We start from the raw sequence: 21926 nt of genomic DNA, 5'->3' as shown, positions 1-21926 counted from the left end.
CTGTGACTATTAAATGTAGTAAAAGAATTTTGGGTGAACTAATAGATAAGTGAAATAAAAATGAAATTTAAGAATATAAATTAGGCTACTTTTTTAAGTAAATCAAAGCAAGGACATTTTTTACAACGTTTGTTTTCAGATTTTTTAAATTTCTTGCAGCATTTAGATTTTACATTCCCAGGTAATGCTAAGCCAGAATTCTCAAGAACTTTAATACGTTCTTTTTTTAGCTTTTTATTTTTTTTCTTTTTGCCCATTGAGAAATAATATCAACAGGACAAAAATAGTTATTTATATTTAATCTAAATAAAATTCAACACTTTAAGCATCAGGAGTTTCTGCTGCAGAGCTAACAGTAAGTTGTTGTATGTCTCTATCAAACAAGTATAAACCACCTTTGTCGTCACCAATCATTTTCACTTTATCTAGTATGGTTCTTGCCATAGCTTCTTCTTCAATTTGTTCTGCAACGTACCATTGTAAGAAGTTATGAGTAGCATAATCTTTTTCTTGTAAAGAGATATGAACTAATTCGTTAATGCTTTCTGAAACAAAAATTTCGTGTTCTAAAAGCTTTTCAAAAAGTTCTTTATAAGATTGAAATGTTACACTAGGTGCTTTCAATTCTGAAATATGTGCATGTCCACCACGTTCGTTAACAAATTTTACCAATTTTAGCATGTGCTCACGTTCTTCATCAGATTGGTCGTACATAAAGTTAGAAACACCTTCTAAACCTTTTACTTCTGCCCAAACAGCCATAGCTAAATACGCTTGTGATGATTCTGCTTCTATTCTAATTTGATTATTTAAAGCTGCTTCTATTGATTTTGATAACATAATTTTCGGTGTTTTATACAGGTATAAAGATAGTGAATTCCTTATTAAAGTATTTTTATTGATTTTGTGATATTCCCTATCTAATCTTTGTTAATTGTTCTCTTTTCGTAAACATAAGAACCATCGTTTGCAATACCTTCTATATGCAAGTTAAATGGCACTTTTGGTTTTGCTATTTTAAAAGAGATATTACTTTGATTGTCTACATTAAGATTTGGTTGCCAATCAATAACACCGAAATTTTTATAAAAATCATCATTGTAATATTTGTATTTTGGGATGTAGAATTTTTTATTGGGACTAAATTTAAGTGGGAAATTGTAGGCTTGTACCGTTGTATTGTTTAAATATTTTTTTGGCGAATCTTTAGTGTAAATTCTTATAAACCCTTTAGGACTTCTCATGCCTTCTCCAACACCAAATTTATTAAACTCTACATACGCAATATCAGTTAGGTAAATATTTCTAAAAAAGCTGATGTCGTATACTTGTGAATCATCTAAATAGTAATTAAGAATGTTTCCATAAGGGTCAGTACTTGAATCTTCTGATACTGAAGCACCATTACCATTAAATCCTTTGAGGTCAAGTCTGCCAGTTGTATTAAAGTCATTTCCATTCAAAATTTTATATTTTACATAATCTGCCAATGTGATATAAATATTTAGATCTTGTTCATTAATCGTCGTTATTTTTCCAAATCGTCCTTTACCTAAGTCATTTTGTTCAAGACGCTTCTCTAAACCAGGATTTGATTTAACTACCACTTCTTTTAATCTTTGCACATTACTAGAAATATTTAATAAATCACTTCTATTATAATCAATAGGTTTTAGTTTTGCACTTTGTTCACTATTATGAGGTAAATCGTTTTTATCATTTTTTAATTTTGGTATCGTATTAGGGAAAAACTGAAGATATAAGGACGCAGGTTTTAAATCCTCATTTTTAGTCATTTTAGAGAAGTAAATTGCTTCTGTTTCTATTGGGAAAACATTTTCAATTATAAAATTACTTTCACCTTTTTTAGTAGGAAAAACTCTTGGGCTTTCATTATCTACGGCATGTACTAAATATTGCATTTCTATATCGCCATTAATGTCTTTAGAGGTTCTGTTAGCATTTATGGTAATACCTTGTTCAAACGGATATTTTAAATCTTGTGTGTTTTTAAAAATATCATCCCAATTATAACTGCTCCAACCTTGAGTAATTAAAAGGTTATCTAACTCGTATTCTTTTTTTGAGTCTATTTCAGTGAAGTAATATTTAGGCTGTTCAATAAGACCATTAATGTATGGTGCTAAATAGGTATAAGAAATAATATTATTACGTCTGTTATAAGATTTTGAATCTTCTGGTAAAACAGATATACTAATAGAATTGTTAGTATTTGGATTAATATCCTTGAAATTGAGGTTAATCTCAATGGAGTCTTTTTCTTTTACTGTTGTAATGGTGCTTTGGTTTATTAATTTAATGCCTTCATAATTAAAAAACAACCGTTCTGCAATGGGCTGGTCATTTTCATTAAACAGTGTAATAATATTAGTACCAGAAGCCATATTACTAATATCTATTACTTTAGATATCTCTGTTACATCATTGAAATAGACATCCATAACTTCAAACAAGTCTCCATTATGTAGCATTAAAGTATATCTGTTATTCTTTATAGATTCTAGAGTTTCTTCATTGGTTTTTAAAGAAATAAATACTTTTGATTTTATTTTTTTGAGCGATAAAATAACACCGTTATGCTCTATTTCGGTATTTAGATTTGTACTAAAACTTTGATCAGAGTAATTTATTTTTACATCATATGCATTGCCATGTTCAGGTAATAGTTGAAATTTTCCAATTCCGAATTGATTGGTTTTAAAAGTTGATAAAACTTCATTATTTTCATTTATAACCTCTCCTTTGGCAAAAGGAATTCCATAACCAAGTTGATCCTTAATTGTTACACCAATAATATTAACAACACCATGAAGTAAATGACCACTTTCTGGCAAAAACTGTGCATCAATTTTTGGGCTTAGGTTTTCGGTTTCAGTTTCGTTGACATCAATTATACTAATAGTTTCTGTATAATAATTTTGCTCTTTAAAATTTCGCATCCAATTAGTGTATGCTTGTATTTTATAGTTACCAGTTGTGAAAAGAGAATCAATTTCAAAAATATTTGAAGCAATGCCATCAACTACTTTTATTAATTTTTGTTTTATTACGTTTTGATTTACATCTTCAATACTTACATAGAGATTTGTAGTTAACAAAGAAGGTTTCTTTGTTTTTTTATCTAGGACATAAGCGGTAAAACCAATGTCTTCCCCTTTGATGTAGGTAGATTTGTTTAAATGTAAATAGGCAACTTCTCGTACTGCATCCGTGTAATCTTCATACGATTCAGTAATTTCATAATTTTCTTGTGCATTTAGTGAATAGAGGTTGCTTAATAAAAGTAAAGCGATAAATAGAAAATAATTTAGAGGGTAGCTTTGTTTCATAATTAATTGGTTTAGTGTAAAGTTAGCACAAATATTAAGCCAAAATATGTTAATTTATTAAAAATAGTCCATGTTTTTATAATTAACAAGTTGAAAGTTTGAATTGTTCACTATAAAATAAAGCTATTCTATTTAGTTATGAAGCCTCAACTGTATCCGTTTGCGTGCCACATCAACCTCTAAAACCTTTACAATTATCTGTTGATGCAGATGCACATGTTCATTCACATCTTTTACAAAACTGTCTGATAAATTAGACACATGTATTAAGCCACTTTCTTTAATCCCAACATCTACAAAACAGCCAAAATTGGTAATGTTATTGACAATGCCTGGTAATAATTGGCCTTCGTGTAGGTCTGTAATGGTTTTTATGTTCTGATTAAACGTAAAAACCTTAGCAGTTTCCCTAATATCTAAACCAGGTTTTTCTAGCTCTTTAATAATATCTTTAAGCGTTAATAAACCAACAGTTTGAGACACATATTTTTTTAAATCTATATTTTGAAGAATGGCTTTGTTACCAATTAAATCTTCAAGAGAGATAGCTTCATCTTTTGCCATTTGTTTTACAATAGCATAGCTTTCAGGATGAACAGCAGAATCATCCAAAGGGTTTTTAGCACCTTTTATTCTTAAAAAGGCTGCGCTTTGCTCAAATGCTTTTCCGCCTAAACGTGGCACTTTTAATATGTCTTTTCGAGATTTAAAAACACCATGTTCTGTTCTGTAATCAAAAATGTTTTCTGCTAATTTTGGTCCAATACCAGAGACGTAACTCAATAAGGGTTTACTGGCAGAATTGATATTAACACCAACGGCATTCACGCAATTTTCTACAACAGTATCCAATTGTTTTTGAAGTTTTGTTTGGTCTACATCGTGCTGATATTGACCTACACCAATAGATTTTGCATCAATTTTTACGAGTTCGGCTAAAGGATCTTGTAAGCGTCTTCCAATAGACACCGAACCTCTAACGGTTACATCATAATCTGGAAATTCATCACGCGCAATTTTTGATGCCGAATAAATACTTGCACCTGCTTCACTGACTACAAATACCTGAATCTCATTTTTAAATTGAATTTTACGAATCAAGGCTTCCGTTTCTCTTGATGCTGTTCCGTTTCCTATAGCAATGGCTTCAATTTTATAAGCTTCTGCTAAACTAGAAATCTTTTTTATAGCGCCTATACTATCGTTTTTAGGCGCATGTGGATAAATGGTTTCGTTGTGTTTTAGATTGCCTTGCGCATCTAAACAAACCACTTTGCAACCTGTTCTAAATCCTGGATCTATAGCGAGTACGCGTTTTACTCCAATAGGCGAACCTAATAACAATTGTTTTAGGTTTTTAGCAAAAACGTTTATGGCAGATTCGTCTGCTTTTTCTTTAGCATTATTTAAAGCTTCGTTACTTAACGACGGAAAAAGTAAACGTTTATAGGCATCTGAAATGGCCAACTCTATTTGATCTGCACATGCATTTTGACGTCTTATAATTTTCTTATCAATACGTTCTAAAACTCTAATTTCATCAACTTCAATTTTTACACGGATATAACCTTCGCTTTCTGCTCTTAAAATAGCTAATAATCTGTGTGATGGAATTCGGTTTAAACTTTCTGACCAATCAAAATAATCTCTAAATTTTTGTGCTTTTTCATCTGTAGATTTAGACTTAACAACTTTAGTGCTTATTTGAGCACGACGCTCTAATTCATTTCTTAGTGTATTTCTAATATCAGTGCGTTCATTAATCCATTCGGCTATAATATGTCTAGCACCTTCTAAAGCCTCTTCTGTGTTTGATATGTCACCTTTTACGTATTTATAAGCAACAGATTCTATATCATTAGCATTTTGGCTCATAATGATTTTAGCCAACGGTTCTAAGCCATTTTTACGAGCCGTTTCTGCTTTTGTTTTTCGTTTTTTCTTAAAGGGTAGGTATAAATCTTCAAGCGTTATTAAATCTTGAGTTTTCGATATCTTTTCTTTGAGGTCTTCAGTTAAAACGTCTTGTTCTTCTAAAGCTTTTAAAATGGCAATTTTTCGTTTTTCTAAAGCTTCAAATTGTTCCTTAAACTTAACGATATCGCCAACTTGTACTTCGTCTAAATTTCCTGTAGCTTCTTTTCTGTAACGTGAAATGAAAGGAATGGTGCAGTCTTGGTTTAAAAGTTCTACGGTGTTTTTAACAGAAGATTCTGGTAAGTTAGTTTTTGAGGTTATGAATTGTAATAATTGGGTCATCAAAAAAGTTAAATTTATTCATTATCAAAAGAATTTCTAATCATCATTTCGCAAGAGGCATATTTATTAGAAATTTCTTTTATCTGTAATAAGGCTTGTTCTATTTTATGTCGCTCGTGATACGCTGATGCGGAACCTCCAGAAATTAAACCAACAACTAGAGTTAATAATCCAGATTTTGTTTCAATAGCATCTAAATTTAAACTGGGAATGGTTTTTATGTAATTAAGTACAAAGTCGTCATCAATATTCTCAAATAAATAGGCTTTTATTTCTTCGTTATATTGAGAGAAAGCTTCAATCTCTGGCATATTTCCTTTAGTTCTAATAAGGCGTTCTGCCTGAGCTTGTAAATCTATAACTTGTCTTGTAATGGAAGGCTTAGCCATTAACTTATTTGCAATCCGTTAGAAACGTTTTGAGTATCAGGATTCACAAACACCAAATTACCACCTTCATCTTCAGTCATTAAAATCATACCTTGACTTTCTACACCTCTTAGTTTTCTTGGTGCTAAGTTCACTAAAACGGTAACGCGTTTTCCAACAACGTCTTCTGGTTTAAAGCTTTCGGCAATGCCAGAAACAATAGTACGTGTATCTATACCTGTATCTACTTTTAAGACTAAAAGCTTTTTTGTTTTAGGCATTTTTTCAGCTTCGATAATAGTACCAACACGTAAGTCTAGTTTGGTAAAATCTTCAAACGTAATTTCTTCTTTTTGTGGCTCTGTCACTTTGTTCGCTGCTTCGTTCGCTTTTTTACTGGCTTCTAGTTTTTCTAGTTGCGCTTCTATGGTTTTGTCTTCAATTTTAGTGAATAATAATTCGCCTTTATTGATTTTATGATTTGCAGGAATTAGGATGTCTTTTGTTGAAACATCTTCCCATTTAGATTCTGAATCAAGTTCAGAATGACAAAGAATTGATTTTAGTTTGTTAGACGTAAACGGTAAAAACGGTTCAGATAACACAGCTAAAGCAGATGCGATTTGCAAGGCAACAAACATGACTGTTTTAGTGCGTGCTTCATCTGTTTTAATGGTTTTCCAAGGCTCTTCGTCTGCTAAATACTTGTTTCCAAGTCGTGCTAAATTCATCAATTCTTGGCTGGCTTCTCTAAAACGGTAACGTTCAATAGAACTAGAAATTACTGCAGGATACGCTTTTACAGCCGCTAAAGTTTCTTCGTCGATAGCCTTATAATCCGAAGGTTCAGGAATAATACCATCATAATACTTGTTGGTTAAAACCACCACACGATTAATGAAGTTTCCAAAAATTGCAACCAATTCGTTATTGTTTCTGGCCTGGAAATCTTTCCACGTAAAATCATTATCCTTAGATTCTGGTGCATTAGCTGTTAAAGCATAACGCAACACATCTTGTTGATTAGGAAAATCTATTAAATACTCTGGTAACCATACGGCCCAGTTTTTAGAGGTGGACAATTTTTTGCCTTCTAAATTTAAAAATTCGTTAGCTGGCACATTATCTGGTAAAATATAAGAACCTTCGGCTTTTAACATGGATGGGAAAATAATACAGTGAAATACAATATTATCTTTTCCAATAAAGTGAACGAGTTTTGTGTTTTCGTCTTTCCAGTAATCTTCCCAATTTTTGCCTTCGCGTGCAGCCCATTCTTTAGTAGAAGAGATGTAACCAATTGGCGCATCAAACCAAACGTAAAGCACTTTGCCTTCACCACCTTCTACAGGTACCGGAATTCCCCAATCTAAATCTCTTGTTACTGCTCTTGGACGTAAACCATCGTCTATCCAAGATTTTACTTGTCCGTAAACATTAGGTTTCCAGTCTTTTTTATGACCTTTTAAAATCCACTCGCGTAAAAAGTCTTCGTGTTTATTTAAAGGTAAAAACCAGTGTTTGGTTTCTTTTAAAGTTGGTACATTTCCTGTTATGGCAGATTTAGGATTAATTAAATCCGTTGCATTTAGGCTTGTTCCACAATTTTCACATTGATCACCATAAGCTTCTTCATTGCCGCATTTTGGACAAGTACCTGTAACAAAACGATCGGCTAAAAACTGGTTCGCTTCCGCATCGTAAAGTTGCTCAGTCACTTCTTCTACAAATTCATTTTTGTTGTAAAGGGTTTTAAAAAACTCTTGAGCAGTATCATGATGAATTTTTGCAGATGTGCGCGAGTAATTGTCAAAAGTGATACCAAAATCCTCAAAAGACTTTTTGATAATCGCATGGTATTTATCTACAATATCTTGAGGTGTAACACCTTCTTTTTTTGCTTTTATAGTAATTGGTACACCATGCTCATCACTACCACAAATAAAGGCAACATCATTACCTGTTAAACGCATATAACGTGCATAAATATCTGCTGGTACATAAACACCTGCTAAATGGCCAATATGTATTGGGCCGTTTGTATAAGGGAGTGCTGCTGTTATGGTATATCTTTTTGACATGGTCTTACTTTTTTAAAGCACAAAAGTAAACATTTTGTAGTGTGATTTATAATGAAAAGTAGAATCGATTATTCTAAAAATGAAAGAAAATTCTTTGTGTTATTAAAAAATATTATAAATTTAACCACTTAACCTATAAATCATTAAAAATGAAAAACTTAAAACAATTATTTTTACTTGTAACCATTAGTGTAATGTCTTTTTCTTGCGGAAGTGACGATGATGGTGGCTCGGATGTTAGCGGAGCACTAATTTATGGAGATACTGAGTACGAGTTAAAATCAGGTATTATCTCAAATTATGGTGATTATTACGAAGATGGTGTTTATAATTTTGATATTAGCTTATTAAGTTCAGAATTCACTATTTCAGATGATGAAGTAGTACCTGATGATGCTATAATTTCTGGTGTTTATTTTGAATTATTTACCGAAACTGAAGGCGACTTAGAAGTAGGTACTTACTCTTTTGATAGCTTTAGTTTTGATGCTAATACTTTTAATGATGGTGAAGTTTATTTAAATGTTTCTGTAGATTCTTTAGAAGATGAGACTTCTTTTGAGGTTACATCAGGAAGTTTTACCGTTTTAGATAATGGCTCTTCTTACGAGTTTGAATTTGAAGGAACGTTAGAAAATGGTCAGTCATTCTCTGGGTATTACAACGGTTCTTTATATGCTGAAGATTATTCTTCTGAAGATTTAGATAGATCAGCAACTGTATCTTATACAAATTCTAAAAGAAAATTGTTTAATAATTAAATTGGACATCTTTTAATATAAAAAAGACCATCTGTTTAAGGATGGTCTTTTTTTATTTAATAAAATTAGCTTTTTTATCAATCTATTTTTTAAGAGCACTATCTATTTATACCTGTAATAGAATAGCAGCAATTGCAAAGCAGGCTATAGGAATTATCCATAATAAATAAATAGATGTATTACTGTGCTTTGATTTAGCATTAAGAATCGTTCTTTTCTTTCCGTTATAGCGCATCCAATTCATGAAAATTAAAAAAATAGACGCTAACGTCATTAATACCCAAAATTTTGTATTAGACATAATTTGCATTTTCATTTGTTTAGCAAATGCTAAGAAGAATGCTGCTAGAGCGAATGCTATAGATAGCGTTAGCATGTTAATATAAATTAAGGCTAACTTAATACTACGTTTGCCTAATGCTTTTTTGTAATGATTGAATATGGTGATATAGAATGAGTCTAGCATAAATAAAATAGATATTGGAAATAAAAAACCTGCTAAAACTAGCAGGTTTTTTAAAGTATAGTTAACGTTTTTAATTATTCACCAAAAACAGCTACGTTATCTACGTGCATAGTAGTATTTAAATTACTTGTATCACTACCAGTATATCTAAATGCAATATAACCAGTACCTGAATAACTAGAAAGATCGATATTTCCAGAATTTGTAAATGTATACCATGATTCAAAATCAGCTTCTAAACTAGATGTAAACTCTAATACAGTCCAAGTTGCGCTTGTTACTCCTGCAGTTGTACCATCCCAATCTGTAGATATTAATACTTCTAATGCGTCATGACCTGCATCTGGATAAGCATGTTCTGTTTGAAAAGCTAAAGTTTCAGTTGCGTAAGTATCTAAATCTATTCCTGGTGTAATTAACCAACCAATATTACTAGAGTTACCTGTGCCATAAGCTGTAAATTCTGCGTAACCATTTGAGTTGTAGACTTGTTCTGTCCATAACTCACCACCAGCTTCAGCATAATTGGTCCAGCCAGTTGTATCTAAATCTGTACCATCAACAGCATCATCAAATCTTTCTTCAAAAATTGTAGAGGCTAAAGTACATCTTGGGCCATCCATAGAAACATCGTCAACAGAGTTTAATGCTAAAATATAACTACTTGCATCATATGTTTTACTAACTACAGCTTTAATAGAACCATTTCCTGTAGGCAATAAGTATTCTTTAAAATCTGCAAACGAACTTGTTTCTAAGATAAATTCATCATAGTTAAATCCGTTACAAACTTGTAGTGTTCTACTAGTATCATAAACTTCTATTGGGTCAAAATAACGTAAGCCATTTAAATCATCAGCAAATTCTACATCATCAATTTGTACAAACATACCAACGTGAGTGTCATTTATTTCAGAGAATGAAACCACTAAAGGTACAATCTCTTCTGTAATACCAGAACGTAATACCTTTTGTGCAATTTGGTTAAAATTTAATGAAGTTACAGTTCCACCATATTGGTCAAATTCTGTTCCACCACCTAAAGTTATTATGCCGCTACCTGTACGTTCTTCACCAATAAATAGTCCTGTTAAGTTAATATATACTTCACGACCTTTGTTAAACTGGTTGTAATTATCAGTTTGGTCTAAAACTATTTTCATAGCACTAGTAGGATTTTCAGCACTATTTTGAATGTATAATTCTTTATAAAAATTTCCTGTTTGATCACTAGAGGAAACATATCCTTTTACATAAATAGCATTTTCTACAGCAAAAGGAATAGCATCACTATTGTCGCCATCATCATTAGGGTCTGAGTTATATAATGCTTTTGCGTAATCAAAAGAAACTTCTGTAGCATTTGTTAATAATGATTCTAATGCTAAGTTTTCTTCATCACCTAAACTAGTAGGAACTGTGTAATCATCATCTTGCACACATGATGTAATGGTAAATGAAGCCACTAAGACTAAAGTTAATTTTAAAAATTTAATCGAGTTATTCATAGCTTTTTGATTTATAATTTTTGAATTCATGAATGTTGAACACTTCATAATTGTAATATTATTTATTAATTTTTCTTTTTTTAGAATCTAAGATACACATTTAGAAAATAGTTAGCACCACGACCATACCAATATTTTGGTCCAAATCTACGTTTAGAAAGACTAGTGTCCTCTAGCAATTCTCTATAATTTGCGTTTCTACCTTGCTCAAAACCACCTGTTTTGTATTCTTTGTCTAATAGATTTCCTACACTTGCAAAGAAGCCAATGTATTTGTTGTCTATTTTCCAAGATTTTCCGCCTACTAAGTTCACAACCATATAGCTACCAAACTCTTCTTGTTTAAGAAGTGTTTTTGCTACTTCAGTATCATATTCATTAAATGGTAAACCATCAGTTGGTTCTAAATAGAAATTCTCAGTTCTAAGGATTGGACTAACATCTAGATAAGTGTTAGAAAAGAAGTTGGCTGTTGCACCAAACCACCAATAATCTGGGTCTCTGTATTCAAAACCTACAGAATATGCTGTTTGTGGTCCTCCTGCAATTTTGTAATCTTTTAAATTTGCTTCACCATACTCTGATACAGAACTGTTAGATGATACATAAAGGTTTGGATTGTTGTCGTAAGTATACTGACCAACAGAAGCTGCACCTTTTAATTTAATTGTTGGCGTTACTTGTGCTTCAATACCAAATTCTCCTCCAATATGTCTTTTATCTACACCTTGTAATACTTCAGAAACTAAGGCATTGGTTTCAATTATACCATCATCAGTAGTAAAACCACCAATACCATCAGCATAATAAAAAGAAGTTTCGTTAGCATCTTCTATTTTTGTGTAAAACCCTGTTAATTTAGCTTTAACAATAGGAGATCTAAATATATAACTTGCATCAAAAGAAGTTATTTTCTCTTCAGTAATTTCTTTTCCTGTAATGGAAACACCATTCACAATACCAACATAATCATTATTTGCTCTAGAGTTGGTGAATGTATTTCTCAATGAAGGTGCTTTAGTAAGGTAACCAGCATTGATGTCTAAAATATGTTTTCCGGTTATTTTATAAGTAAAACCTGCTTTTGCACCTACACCTGTAAATTCTAACTTATCTCCTTTACCTAAAGAATTACCTGCGTTAGCTTCGTTATCATATAAACCTTCTCTTTGATAATCTGTTTTGGCAACATTTGCTGCTAGGAAAAAATCAAATTTATTGTATTTAAATTGAGCTTGAGCAAAACCAGAAATCTCATTTACATATAAATTGTAGTTATATCTAAATTTATCGCCTTCAAAAGCTATACGATCTGGATTAGATAAATCAAATTGAAATCCATCAAAAGAATCTATATTTTGAACACCAGTAGTACTTCCTAACAAATCAATAATTTCAGCAAAATTTTCAGAATCTAATCTCTTGTAATTAATACTACCGTTAAGAATGATATTTTCGTTTAGTTCGGTATTAAAAATAGTATTTACAGTAAGTTGCTTATCGTCATTTCTGTCTTCATATAATGCATAGGCTGCATTAACGTTACCTACATTATTATTAAGATTAGCGGTCATTATATATTCCCAATCAATTTGGCCATTTTCAATAAACTCTTGCTCATGAATGTAAGCACTTGCTAAATCTTCTCTTGCAATATGATAGCTAGGTAGGTTTTGATAATAGGCAGGACTTGGATTTGAACCACCTGAATTATCTATACGACTATTACCCACTTTACCAAATTGGTAAGCAACATTAGTATTTAAACTTGTTTTAGAGGAAATATCCCAATAATGGTTTAACATTAAAATTGGTTCTTCAACTTCTTTAATACGAGAATTACGTTTTTCGCCATCTAACCAACCCCAATATTCGTTGTATTTAATGCCTTTTAGGTCATATACTTCTTGTGTGTTTGGCGATGATTTACCTCTTCTGTTTGGAGCATAAATTGAAGTAAAGTTTAAACTATGCTTATCATTTATTTTCTTTTCTACCGAAGCAAAAAATGAATTAGAGTCATATAATGTTGCATCTTGATAGCCTTCTTCTCCCCAACGTCTTCCTATCATAAAAACATAAGACCATCCATCTTCTGTTAAGCCAGAAGCATAACTAGCCATTGCTCTGTTGGTATAACTTCTGTTAGAAGATGAGTAAGTAATACGACCACCTTTTCTATAGCTAGATGCTCTAGTATTAATATTAGAAGTACCTAAAATACCACCAAAGTTATAGTCAGAAGGTGTTAAACCGGTTGTTAGTTCTTGATTACGCATTACATCATTTAATCCGCCCCAATTACTCCATTGTGGTCTACCATTATAGATTTTATTCATTTGAATTCCGTTAATCAAAACGGTACCATTGTCTGAGTCTAAACCTCTTACTTTAAAGAATGAAGAGCTAAATTCAAAAGCTGCTGTTCTCTGAAAAATATCTAAAGATGAAGACAGTAATCCAGAGATATTATCTGCACCACTTGTATCATCATTAAGTTCATCATCAGAGAGTGTAATGGTAAACAAATCTGCATCATCCGTTATGTCTATATCTAAGGTCATATCTGTAATGTTTACAGTTTTACCTTCATTAACTACAATAGGATAACGTTTAGTTGTATAACCAGTTTTAGATATTTTTAAAACCTGCTCTCCTAAAGGTACATTACTAGAAAAAACAAACTCACCTAAACCATCAGTAGATGTTGCTTGTTGTGTTTCTTCAATGGTTATTGTAACATCCGGAATTGGTTCTAAAGTAACCGCGTCTTTTACACTACCTTTAATAATGGTGTTTTGAGCCATCATTGAAAAGGAAGTTAAAATTCCAAATAATAAAATAAATAAACTTTTTTTCATATTAAAATTTAAAGTTAATAGTCTTTGTAGATTAAATAATAGTTATTTAGGGCTTGCAAACTTACATTATTTATAATAAATATATACTTTTGGCCTAAGATTTGTAATGGAAATAATGTTAAAATAACATGAGCAAAATGAAAAACATAAAACTCGGATTAACTGTAATATTCGTTTTAGCATTTATAAGTTTAAATGCTCAAGAAAAAAAGAAATTTAAAATTCATACTGTAGCCTTCTACAATTTAGAGAATTTGTTTGATACCATTAATGATCCTACTAAGTATGATGAAGCAAGTCCTATAATGGAAATGAATGAATCTCTTAGAGGTGAAGTTTATAAAAATAAGGTTAAAAACATGGCTAGGGTTGTTGCGGATATTGGGTTTAAAGACACAAAAAACACACCAGCAATTATTGGTGTTTCTGAGATTGAAAACAAACAAGTACTAATGGATTTAGTAAATGACCCTCAGTTATTAGCCAAGGATTATGGCATTATTCATTTTGAATCTCCAGATAAAAGAGGAATCGATGTGGCTTTACTATACCAAAAAGCACTTTTTAGACCTATTGAGACCAGTTCTCATGAATTGTTAATATATGATGACTTAACGAGAGAACGAGTTTATACTAGAGACCAATTATTAGTTTCAGGTGAGTTAGAAGGGGATTTAATACATGTAATTGTAAATCACTGGCCATCGCGAAGTGGAGGAGAAGCAAGAAGTCGCTCAAAAAGAGTTGGTGCTGCAAAACTAAATAAACATATTATTGACTCGCTACAATCTATTGATCCTTATGCTAAAGTAATTACAATGGGTGATTTTAACGATGATCCAACCAATGCAAGTTTTAAAAAGGCTTTAAAGACAAAAGCTAATAAGGATAAAGTTCCATTAAAAGGAATTTACAATCCGTTTGAAAATCAGTTTAAAAAGCAAGGATTAGGTACAACAGGCTATAGAGATGCTTGGAGTTTATTTGATCAAGTTTTAGTAACAAAACCTTTTTTAGAAAAAGACTATTCATCTTTCCGTTATTATAAGTCAGGAATTTTTAATAAAAATTATCTAAGTAACAAACATGGTAGATATAAAGGTTATCCTTTAAGAAGTTTTGCCGATGGAGGTTTTACGGATGGTTTTAGTGATCATTTCCCAGTGTATATTTATTTAATTAAAGAAATTACTGTAGATACAGCAAAAGAAGAAAAAGCGAATTAAATATAATTCTCGAATAAAAAAAGCGTCTAAATTAAAGATTAGACGCTTTTTTTATGTTTTAACTTTATAATTTTAGAACCAAAGATTCCAAGGAATCTTTGCTAAAACTAAAACTAAAGCCAGTGTGTAGAATATAGCTAATAATTTAAATTTTGGCTTAGACGTTAATTTCTTTTTGTGTTTAGAATAACCAATAGTAACTAGAGCAACCGCAATTATCATTGTTAAAGGATGTTCAATAATTAAGTTTCTTAAGGCTGAATTTTTCATTACTTCTCCCATACCACCAATTTGTTTTATTGTTCCAAAATAATCTTTCATAAAAAATAGAACGATTCCAATAAGTAATTGAATGTGCATTGTAATCAATGCAAATAATGAAATTCTAAAATCTTTTGCATCAAATTCTTTATCTCCAAAAAATTTAATAAGTGCATTAAACGTAGCAAGTACTAAGACTAATAATACTAAATAAGCCCATTTAGAATGTATAAACTGTAGAATTTCCATAATAGTAAGTTGAATTATTTCTGCAAAAGTAGGGATTTACTGTTTAATGCTATTACTCCGAAATCGTAATTTTATACTTTAAACTGTTTCCTAATTCATCCATAACAGTAATGATGTGTTCGCCAGTACTTGGTAAAACGGCCATATCATGTATGTCTTTTGTACTACCAATGTACTCACTATCAATATACCAATGCAATTCTAGTTCAGGTTTAGAATGGGCTACCTTTAAGATTAAATCATTGGTTTTGCCATCAAAATCTTTTGGTAAATAAATAGTGCTTTGTTGGTTTGGGTATATAAATTCCATGGAAACTCCTGAAGACTCTATACAGTCCTTTCTAAAAGGAGGTAATGGTTTATAATATGGGTTTTTGTTCTTAAAATAATGCGCTTGTAAAGGCGGTAAAACAAACCAAGATTTATTATTAATGTTTGAAATGGCTTCGCAAGATGAATTAACTTGGTAACGTTCTGATACATCTAAATGAATTAGTTTATGAAACGGACAAGGTTCTGTTTTTTTTCCGCTTGCTTGTATGTAACGGATTTCTGTAACATCACAAATTGAGGAAGCTCTATAACCGCTTTTTTTACAGATTTTCACCTCTAACATTTCATCAAAAGGATGGTTAAACCAGTTACTTTTGGGTAAAACCTCAAAAACCTCAAGCATAATTGGTGCAGCGGTTTGCACACCAACTAATCCAGGTCGTCCTTCACCATCTGCATTTCCTACCCAAACGCCAACTACGTAATCTTTTGTTGTACCTATTGCCCAAGCATCTCTAAACCCAAAACTTGTACCTGTTTTCCATGCTATTTCTTGAGAAGAATCGTAATATTCCCAACTTTCATCGCTTTCTGGTCGGTTAACTTGTTTCATACTTTCAAACGTAAAAAATATGGAAGCTGCATCAAAAACATCCTTTTGTTTAGATTGCTTTCCGAAATCAATAGTTTGATTTTCAGTGTATATTGGCTCGCAAAATTCATTAGAAAAATATTGACTAGAATTAGCGTTGAAATGATTTAAAGTTGAAGACATAGCTGCATAACTTTTGCATAAGTCCCAAAGGTTACTTTCTGCGCCTCCAAGCACTAGAGATAAGCCATAATGATTAGCATTATATTTTAAATCTTTTAGATGAAGTTTCTTGAGGTAATGATAAAAACGGTCTAGACCAAACTCTTGAAGCATTCTTACGGCTGGTACATTTAATGAGCGCGACAAAGCCTCATTGGCATGTACAGCGCCATCATATGTTTGGTTGTAGTTTTGAGGTTGATAACTACCAAATTGTGTTGGTACATCTGCTACTAAAGTGTTTGGTAATAAATCACCAGCATCTAACATAGCTGCAAATAAAAAGGGTTTTAAAATGCTACCTGTGCTTCTAGGTTTATCAATAATATCTACACTTTTTTGGTGGGCATTATCAGTTGGAGAATTACCAATATAAGTAAGTACTTCTCTAGTTTTTACATCTAAAACTAAAACAGATATGTTGTAAATTTCATTCTGTTTTAAACGATTGTAATTTTGTTTTACAATAGTGTTAGTTTGTTCTTGTAAGGCTATATTCACAGTTGTTTTAACACGTTTTCCTTTTTGTTCTTTAGCAATTTTTTGAAGTAAATGAGGCGCTATTTGAGGTAAAGGATAAGGTTTTTGTGGTAAACTTTCCGCTATAGATAATTCATAGGTAAGTTGGTCTATTATATCATTTTTATATAATTTCTTTAATAATCGGTTACGTTTTTTTAATAATCGCTCTTGATTTTTTCCAGGATAAATTAAACTAGGAGCATTGGGTAAAACAGCGAGCGTTGCACTTTCTGCCCAAGATAAATCTGAAGCATTTCTATTAAAATATCGCCATGCAGCTGCATCAATACCTACTACGTTACCGCCAAATGGTGCATGGCTTGCGTACAAGTTTAAAATAGCATCTTTAGATAATCTAAATTCTAACCGTGTAGCCAGAATAATTTCTTTTACTTTTTCAAAATACGTTCTAGATTGCCCTTTACGAGATAAACGAATCACTTGTTGCGTCAGCGTGCTTCCTCCTCGTTTTACAGAGCCAGAATTTAAATTGCCTTTTAAAGCTTTAAATATTGAAACAGGATTAAATCCAGGATGTTGGTAAAAATATTCATCTTCAAATTGAAGAATACAGGTTTTAAATTTATCTGGTACGCTGTCATTTGCCGGAAATCGCCATTGACCATCCTCTGCTATTAAAGCACCTAACAATTCATTTGTATTACTTGTAATTACTGTTGCTGTTGGGTCTTTAAATAATGTATTTGGTAAACAGAAATAATAGGCAATAAGAAGCACTAAAATCATAATCGATTTTATTTTATTGTGCTTAAAAAAGTTAATTAACCTATACATGAACTATACAAAAGCGAATTTAAAGCCTTTAATGGGTATTTCGTAAAATTATTATATATAATTATCTATATATTTATACGTGAGAAAACGTTATTACAATCTTAAAATAGTCATAATTTTTTGTATTTTTTTTAGTTCAAAAATCATGCATGGCCAATTGGGTTTCTGTCAAGGAAACTCAGGTGACCCAATTTTCACAGAAACATTTGGTAGTGGTTTACAAAACACTTCTTTACCAGCTGGAACCACAACTTATACTTATGCGACTGGACAAGATCCAGAAGATGGTTTTTATACCGTTTCGAGCACATCTAACTATTTTGATTGGTTTAATATTAACGATCACACACTAAATGATACTAATGGTAGAATGCTAATTGTAAATTCGAGTTACACAGCTGGTGAATTTTATAAAACAACAATCAGCGGACTTTGTGAAAATACAACTTATGAGTTTTCGTCGTGGTTAATTAATTTAACACCTCCAAATGGTTATTGTGGTGCAGGAGCTATACCTATTAACGTTAGTTTTGAAATTTGGGATAATACGGATACTACACTTTTAGCTTCTGGTACAACAGGTAATATTTATGGGACTACAGCAACAGATTGGAATCAATATGCTTTAGTCTTTCAATCTACAGTTGGTCAAACATCTGTGATTCTAAAAATGATAAATAATGCTCCAGGTGGCTGTGGTAATGATTTGGCTATAGATGATATTGTATTTAAAAGTTGTGGAGATGCAATTGCTATAGAAGACAATAATAATGTAAATTCTATTACCCTATGTAGTACTCAAAATCCTAATGTAAATACCATTGAAGTTATACCAGATAATAGCGTTTTTAGTAGCCATTATTACCAATGGCAAATTAGTACAGATAATATAAATTGGACAGATATAGCAGGTGAAACTACATCATCAATTGCAGTTTTAGGTATTTCTACAACAACATATTATAGAGCCAAAGTTGCCGAGTACGCAGCTAATCTTAATAATTTAGATTGTATTACGTTTTCAGATGTTTATGAAATAATAATAATCCAAGCACCTGAAGAGCCTGCTACAAATTGTTGGGAAGAAGCATCGTTTAGTGATACCACATGTAGTTGGACGGTTACAGGGACACAACCAGAAGCTCCAACAGGTTTAGAGTGCTGGCAAAATGCAACATTTAATACAGCAAGTTGCGAATGGGAAATAGAAGGCACACAGCCAGAAGAACCTACCGATTTAGAATGTTGGGAAGAAGCAACATTTAGTGATACCACATGTAGTTGGACGGTTACAGGGACACAACCAGAAGCTCCTACAGGCTTGGAGTGTTGGCAAAATGCAACCTTTAATACAACAAGTTGCGAATGGGAAATAGAAGGCACACAGCCAGAAGAACCTATTGATTTAGAATGTTGGGAAGAAGCAACATTTAGTAATACCACATGTAGTTGGACGATTACAGGGGCACAACCAGAAGCTCCAACAGGTTTAGGGTGCTGGCAAAATACAATCTTTAATACAGCAAGTTGCGAATGGGAAATAGAAGGCATACAGCCAGAAGAACCTACTAATTTAGAATGCTGGGAATTGGCTTGGTTTAATACCGACTTATGTGATTGGGAAATAGAAGGTGCAGAACCAATAGAACCAACAGATTTATTATGTTGGCAATCTTCAATATTCAATGAAGAAACATGTGAATGGGAAATAATAGGAAACCAACCCTTAGAATTAAGAGATGAGTATTTAGTTTTATGTTATAATAATGTATTGGTATTACAAGCAACATCCAATATTGAAGACCCAAGTTATTTATGGGAATCTGGAGAAATGTCTCAATCCATAACTATTGATATGGAGGGCATTTATGAAGTTAAAGTAACAGATGGTTGTTTTACAGAGATAATAACTTTTAATGTTTCACTAGAAGAAGTTCCCATTATTGAAAGTGTAAAAACAGACGGAAGTTCTATAATTATTAATGTTCTTGAGCCAAACAATTATTTGTACTCTTTAAACGGCATAGATTATCAATTGAGTAATATATTTAGTAATCAACAAGGTGGTTTATATACCATTTATGTTAAAACCTTTGAATGTGAAATTGTCACTACAATTGAACATTTACATTTTTTTATTCAAAAGTTTATAACTCCAAATGGAGATGGAACTAATGATGTCTTTAAATTAAATATTGCTGAATTTTTTACTAACACTGAGGTGTATATATATGATCGTTATGGTAAATTATTATATTCAGCAATTAATAGAAATGCATTATGGAACGGTGATTTTAATGGAAATGATTTACCAACTTCAGATTATTGGTATCGTATTGTTTTAGATGGTAAAGAATTTCAAGGGCATTTTAGTTTGAAGCGATAAACATTGTTTTAAGCCGTACTATAATCATATTCGCGTTCTACTTTGCAAATCTTTACATTGTACCAATTATACCATTGTTCGCGACCTTTTTGTTGCGCAAATAAATGGTCTGTGTTGGCTTTCCAATTTTTAATAGCTTCTAAGCTTTCCCAATAACTTACGGTAATGCCGACTTCATTTCTGGCAGAATCTATGCCAATAAAACCCTTTTGTTGTTTGGCTAGGTTTTCCATTTTTTTAGCCATTTCTGAGTAGCCTTCTATAGTTTTAGTTTGGGTTGAGGTGAAAATTACGGCGTAGTATGGTTTAGAGTTTTTCATTACTTATTTTCTGGATTCTCTGTAAAGGTATTTGTCATTTCTAAATACAAGATAATGAGACATTCCAAGAATGTCATTACTTCCATCAATTTTTGTGATAAAATACCAAGTTTTATTTTCAAAGATTCTTGGGTCTTCCCAATCAATTTTAACAAAATGTGGTTGAGTCTTCTTTACGTCATCAATACTTAAACCACTGTCAAGATTGTCAGCCCATCTAATGGTATCATTATAATAGTTTTTACAATTCACCACTAAAGTAAAAATTGATATAATAAATAATCTATTTAGGTTTTTACTTGTTAGAATCTTCTTTAATTTTTCTTTCATATTCAAAATTATAAACCACCCCTAAAGTCCCCTCAAGGGGACAGTCCTCGAAATAAACTTGGTTACAATTGCCTCCTTGAGTGGACTTTCTTGCAAGGTTTTGCCAACCTTGTAGTATTGGGTGCAAATTTATAATAGACCTACAAGGTATTTGAAACCTTGCAGGTCTGACTTAGTTGCTAACTTTTTGGTATCTCAAATTCAATTATTTTTTCTGTGATCTTATCTTCAGAATCTGTTAAGATAAATTTAATAAAAACACGCTCTGTTGAAATGCTAACCGGATAATCTTTTAGGTTTTTTATAGTTTTCACATAATTTAACCAGTCTTTTCCACATTTGTCTTCAACATCATCTTTTAAATCCTTGATAGCTGTTTCAATAAAATTAATCCAGTCCTTTTCAGTGTATGTTAATGTTTCAAACGTATTAGACTTTAATTGCTTAAGTGGCTTCCATTCTGTACTAAATTGTTTCCATTCATTAGTATTACATTTAGGATCACCACTCATGTAAGAGAAACTATTTTCATAACGTTGAAATAGGCTTACTTGCTTATAATCATTCTCTATTAGAACAATATTTTTCCCTTCAGGTTTATCATTAATATCTACTTTAATTGTAGTTGAATCAGCTTCCTTTAAATTATGTGATCGTTTATAATCACTTGTGGCTAAGTTTTTAATTTCAACATTTACATCATTGAACTTAAGTCGAATTGTTCTCGCAATTTTATTTGGTGATAAATACCCATTAAACACATAACCAATGTGGTTTCTGGTTTCTACTTTTACCCATTTTCCACTGATTTTTTCACCAGCATCTAATACGACTAGGTTTTTATCCGTTTCTTCTAGTAAACCAATGGCTTCGCCATAAGCTAATTTTGTAAGCATTTTTCCGCTAACATCTGGCTGATCTCTAAGAGATAATCCACTTTCTGCTGCTACATATGCTTCTTGTTGTGCTGTTGCAATTGCCATATTGAATACTAAAGCGATCGCTAAAATCATTTTTAAATTGTTCATAATTACTTGTTTTTAAGTTAAACATTTTAGCGGTTTATGTTTAGGATTCTTGTCTGTCGACCGACAAG

At 31.8% G+C, this 21926-nt stretch carries 17 protein-coding genes; 3 read left to right on the top strand and 14 right to left on the bottom strand.

Annotated elements, in window-relative coordinates; translation table 11 throughout:
* Positions 1-80: 80 nt before the first annotated feature.
* The 6 genes from HNV10_RS14760 to metG form a co-directional block, all read right to left on the bottom strand.
* Complete coding sequence (locus HNV10_RS14760; protein WP_173302160.1) at positions 81-257, bottom strand: hypothetical protein; 177 nt, start codon at positions 255-257, stop codon at positions 81-83.
* Between the two features lie 64 nt (positions 258-321).
* Positions 322-840 (bottom strand): ferritin, encoded by a 519-nt coding sequence (locus tag HNV10_RS14755; protein WP_173302159.1) that lies wholly within the window; start codon positions 838-840, stop codon positions 322-324.
* Between the two features lie 80 nt (positions 841-920).
* Complete coding sequence (locus HNV10_RS14750) at positions 921-3350, bottom strand: hypothetical protein (protein WP_173302158.1); 2430 nt, start codon at positions 3348-3350, stop codon at positions 921-923.
* A 132-nt stretch (positions 3351-3482) separates the two neighbouring features.
* Positions 3483-5609 (bottom strand): Tex family protein, encoded by a 2127-nt coding sequence (locus tag HNV10_RS14745; RefSeq protein ID WP_173302157.1) that lies wholly within the window; start codon positions 5607-5609, stop codon positions 3483-3485.
* Between the two features lie 14 nt (positions 5610-5623).
* Positions 5624-5998: a hypothetical protein gene (locus HNV10_RS14740; protein ID WP_173302156.1), complete on the bottom strand. Its 375-nt coding sequence runs from the start codon at positions 5996-5998 to the stop codon at positions 5624-5626.
* Positions 5998-8058, bottom strand: a complete 2061-nt coding sequence (gene metG, locus HNV10_RS14735; protein WP_173302155.1) for a methionine--tRNA ligase — start codon at positions 8056-8058, stop codon at positions 5998-6000. Before metG ends, HNV10_RS14740 begins: the two co-directional genes overlap by 1 nt.
* A gap of 149 nt (positions 8059-8207) precedes the next feature.
* On the opposite strand from metG, the gene HNV10_RS14730 reads away from it, so the two are divergent.
* Positions 8208-8819, top strand: a complete 612-nt coding sequence (locus tag HNV10_RS14730) for a hypothetical protein (RefSeq protein ID WP_173302154.1) — start codon at positions 8208-8210, stop codon at positions 8817-8819.
* A gap of 106 nt (positions 8820-8925) precedes the next feature.
* On the opposite strand, the gene HNV10_RS14725 is transcribed toward HNV10_RS14730, so the two are convergent.
* The 3 genes from HNV10_RS14725 to HNV10_RS14715 all read right to left on the bottom strand — a co-directional run bounded on the left by HNV10_RS14725 (position 8926) and on the right by HNV10_RS14715 (position 13654).
* On the bottom strand, positions 8926-9285 hold the full coding sequence (locus HNV10_RS14725) for a hypothetical protein (protein WP_173302153.1): 360 nt from the start codon (positions 9283-9285) through the stop codon (positions 8926-8928).
* A 74-nt stretch (positions 9286-9359) separates the two neighbouring features.
* On the bottom strand, positions 9360-10793 hold the full coding sequence (locus tag HNV10_RS14720) for a DUF5689 domain-containing protein (RefSeq protein WP_173302152.1): 1434 nt from the start codon (positions 10791-10793) through the stop codon (positions 9360-9362).
* A gap of 80 nt (positions 10794-10873) precedes the next feature.
* The gene (locus HNV10_RS14715) at positions 10874-13654 is read right to left on the bottom strand and encodes a TonB-dependent receptor (protein WP_173302151.1); all 2781 of its coding nucleotides are present in this window, start codon (positions 13652-13654) and stop codon (positions 10874-10876) included.
* A gap of 137 nt (positions 13655-13791) precedes the next feature.
* Between HNV10_RS14715 and HNV10_RS14710 the strand changes: the two genes are divergently transcribed.
* Positions 13792-14880 (top strand): endonuclease/exonuclease/phosphatase family protein, encoded by a 1089-nt coding sequence (locus HNV10_RS14710; protein WP_173302150.1) that lies wholly within the window; start codon positions 13792-13794, stop codon positions 14878-14880.
* A 72-nt stretch (positions 14881-14952) separates the two neighbouring features.
* Here the strand turns inward: HNV10_RS14710 and HNV10_RS14705 are convergent, their stop codons facing one another.
* Complete coding sequence (locus HNV10_RS14705; RefSeq protein ID WP_173302185.1) at positions 14953-15393, bottom strand: hypothetical protein; 441 nt, start codon at positions 15391-15393, stop codon at positions 14953-14955.
* Between the two features lie 49 nt (positions 15394-15442).
* Positions 15443-17794 (bottom strand): penicillin-binding protein 1C, encoded by a 2352-nt coding sequence (gene pbpC / locus HNV10_RS14700; protein WP_173302149.1) that lies wholly within the window; start codon positions 17792-17794, stop codon positions 15443-15445.
* 145 nt (positions 17795-17939) lie between these two features.
* On the opposite strand from pbpC, the gene HNV10_RS14695 reads away from it, so the two are divergent.
* Positions 17940-20180 carry a T9SS type B sorting domain-containing protein gene (locus HNV10_RS14695; protein WP_173302148.1) on the top strand — a complete coding sequence of 747 codons (2241 nt, stop codon included), beginning with the start codon at positions 17940-17942 and terminating at the stop codon, positions 20178-20180.
* A gap of 8 nt (positions 20181-20188) precedes the next feature.
* Here the strand turns inward: HNV10_RS14695 and HNV10_RS14690 are convergent, their stop codons facing one another.
* The 3 genes from HNV10_RS14690 to HNV10_RS14680 all read right to left on the bottom strand — a co-directional run bounded on the left by HNV10_RS14690 (position 20189) and on the right by HNV10_RS14680 (position 21858).
* Complete coding sequence (locus HNV10_RS14690) at positions 20189-20500, bottom strand: antibiotic biosynthesis monooxygenase family protein (RefSeq protein ID WP_173302147.1); 312 nt, start codon at positions 20498-20500, stop codon at positions 20189-20191.
* Positions 20501-20503: 3 nt separating this feature from the next.
* Positions 20504-20830, bottom strand: a complete 327-nt coding sequence (locus HNV10_RS14685; protein WP_173302146.1) for a hypothetical protein — start codon at positions 20828-20830, stop codon at positions 20504-20506.
* Positions 20831-21009: 179 nt separating this feature from the next.
* Entirely contained in the window at positions 21010-21858 is an 849-nt protein-coding gene (locus HNV10_RS14680; RefSeq protein ID WP_173302145.1) for an SH3 domain-containing protein, read from the bottom strand.
* Positions 21859-21926: the final 68 nt, after the last annotated feature.

The sequence above is a fragment of the Winogradskyella litoriviva genome, assembly GCF_013249065.1.
Lineage (GTDB): Bacteria > Bacteroidota > Bacteroidia > Flavobacteriales > Flavobacteriaceae > Winogradskyella > Winogradskyella litoriviva.
This window is presented reverse-complemented; position numbering and strand designations above follow the sequence as displayed.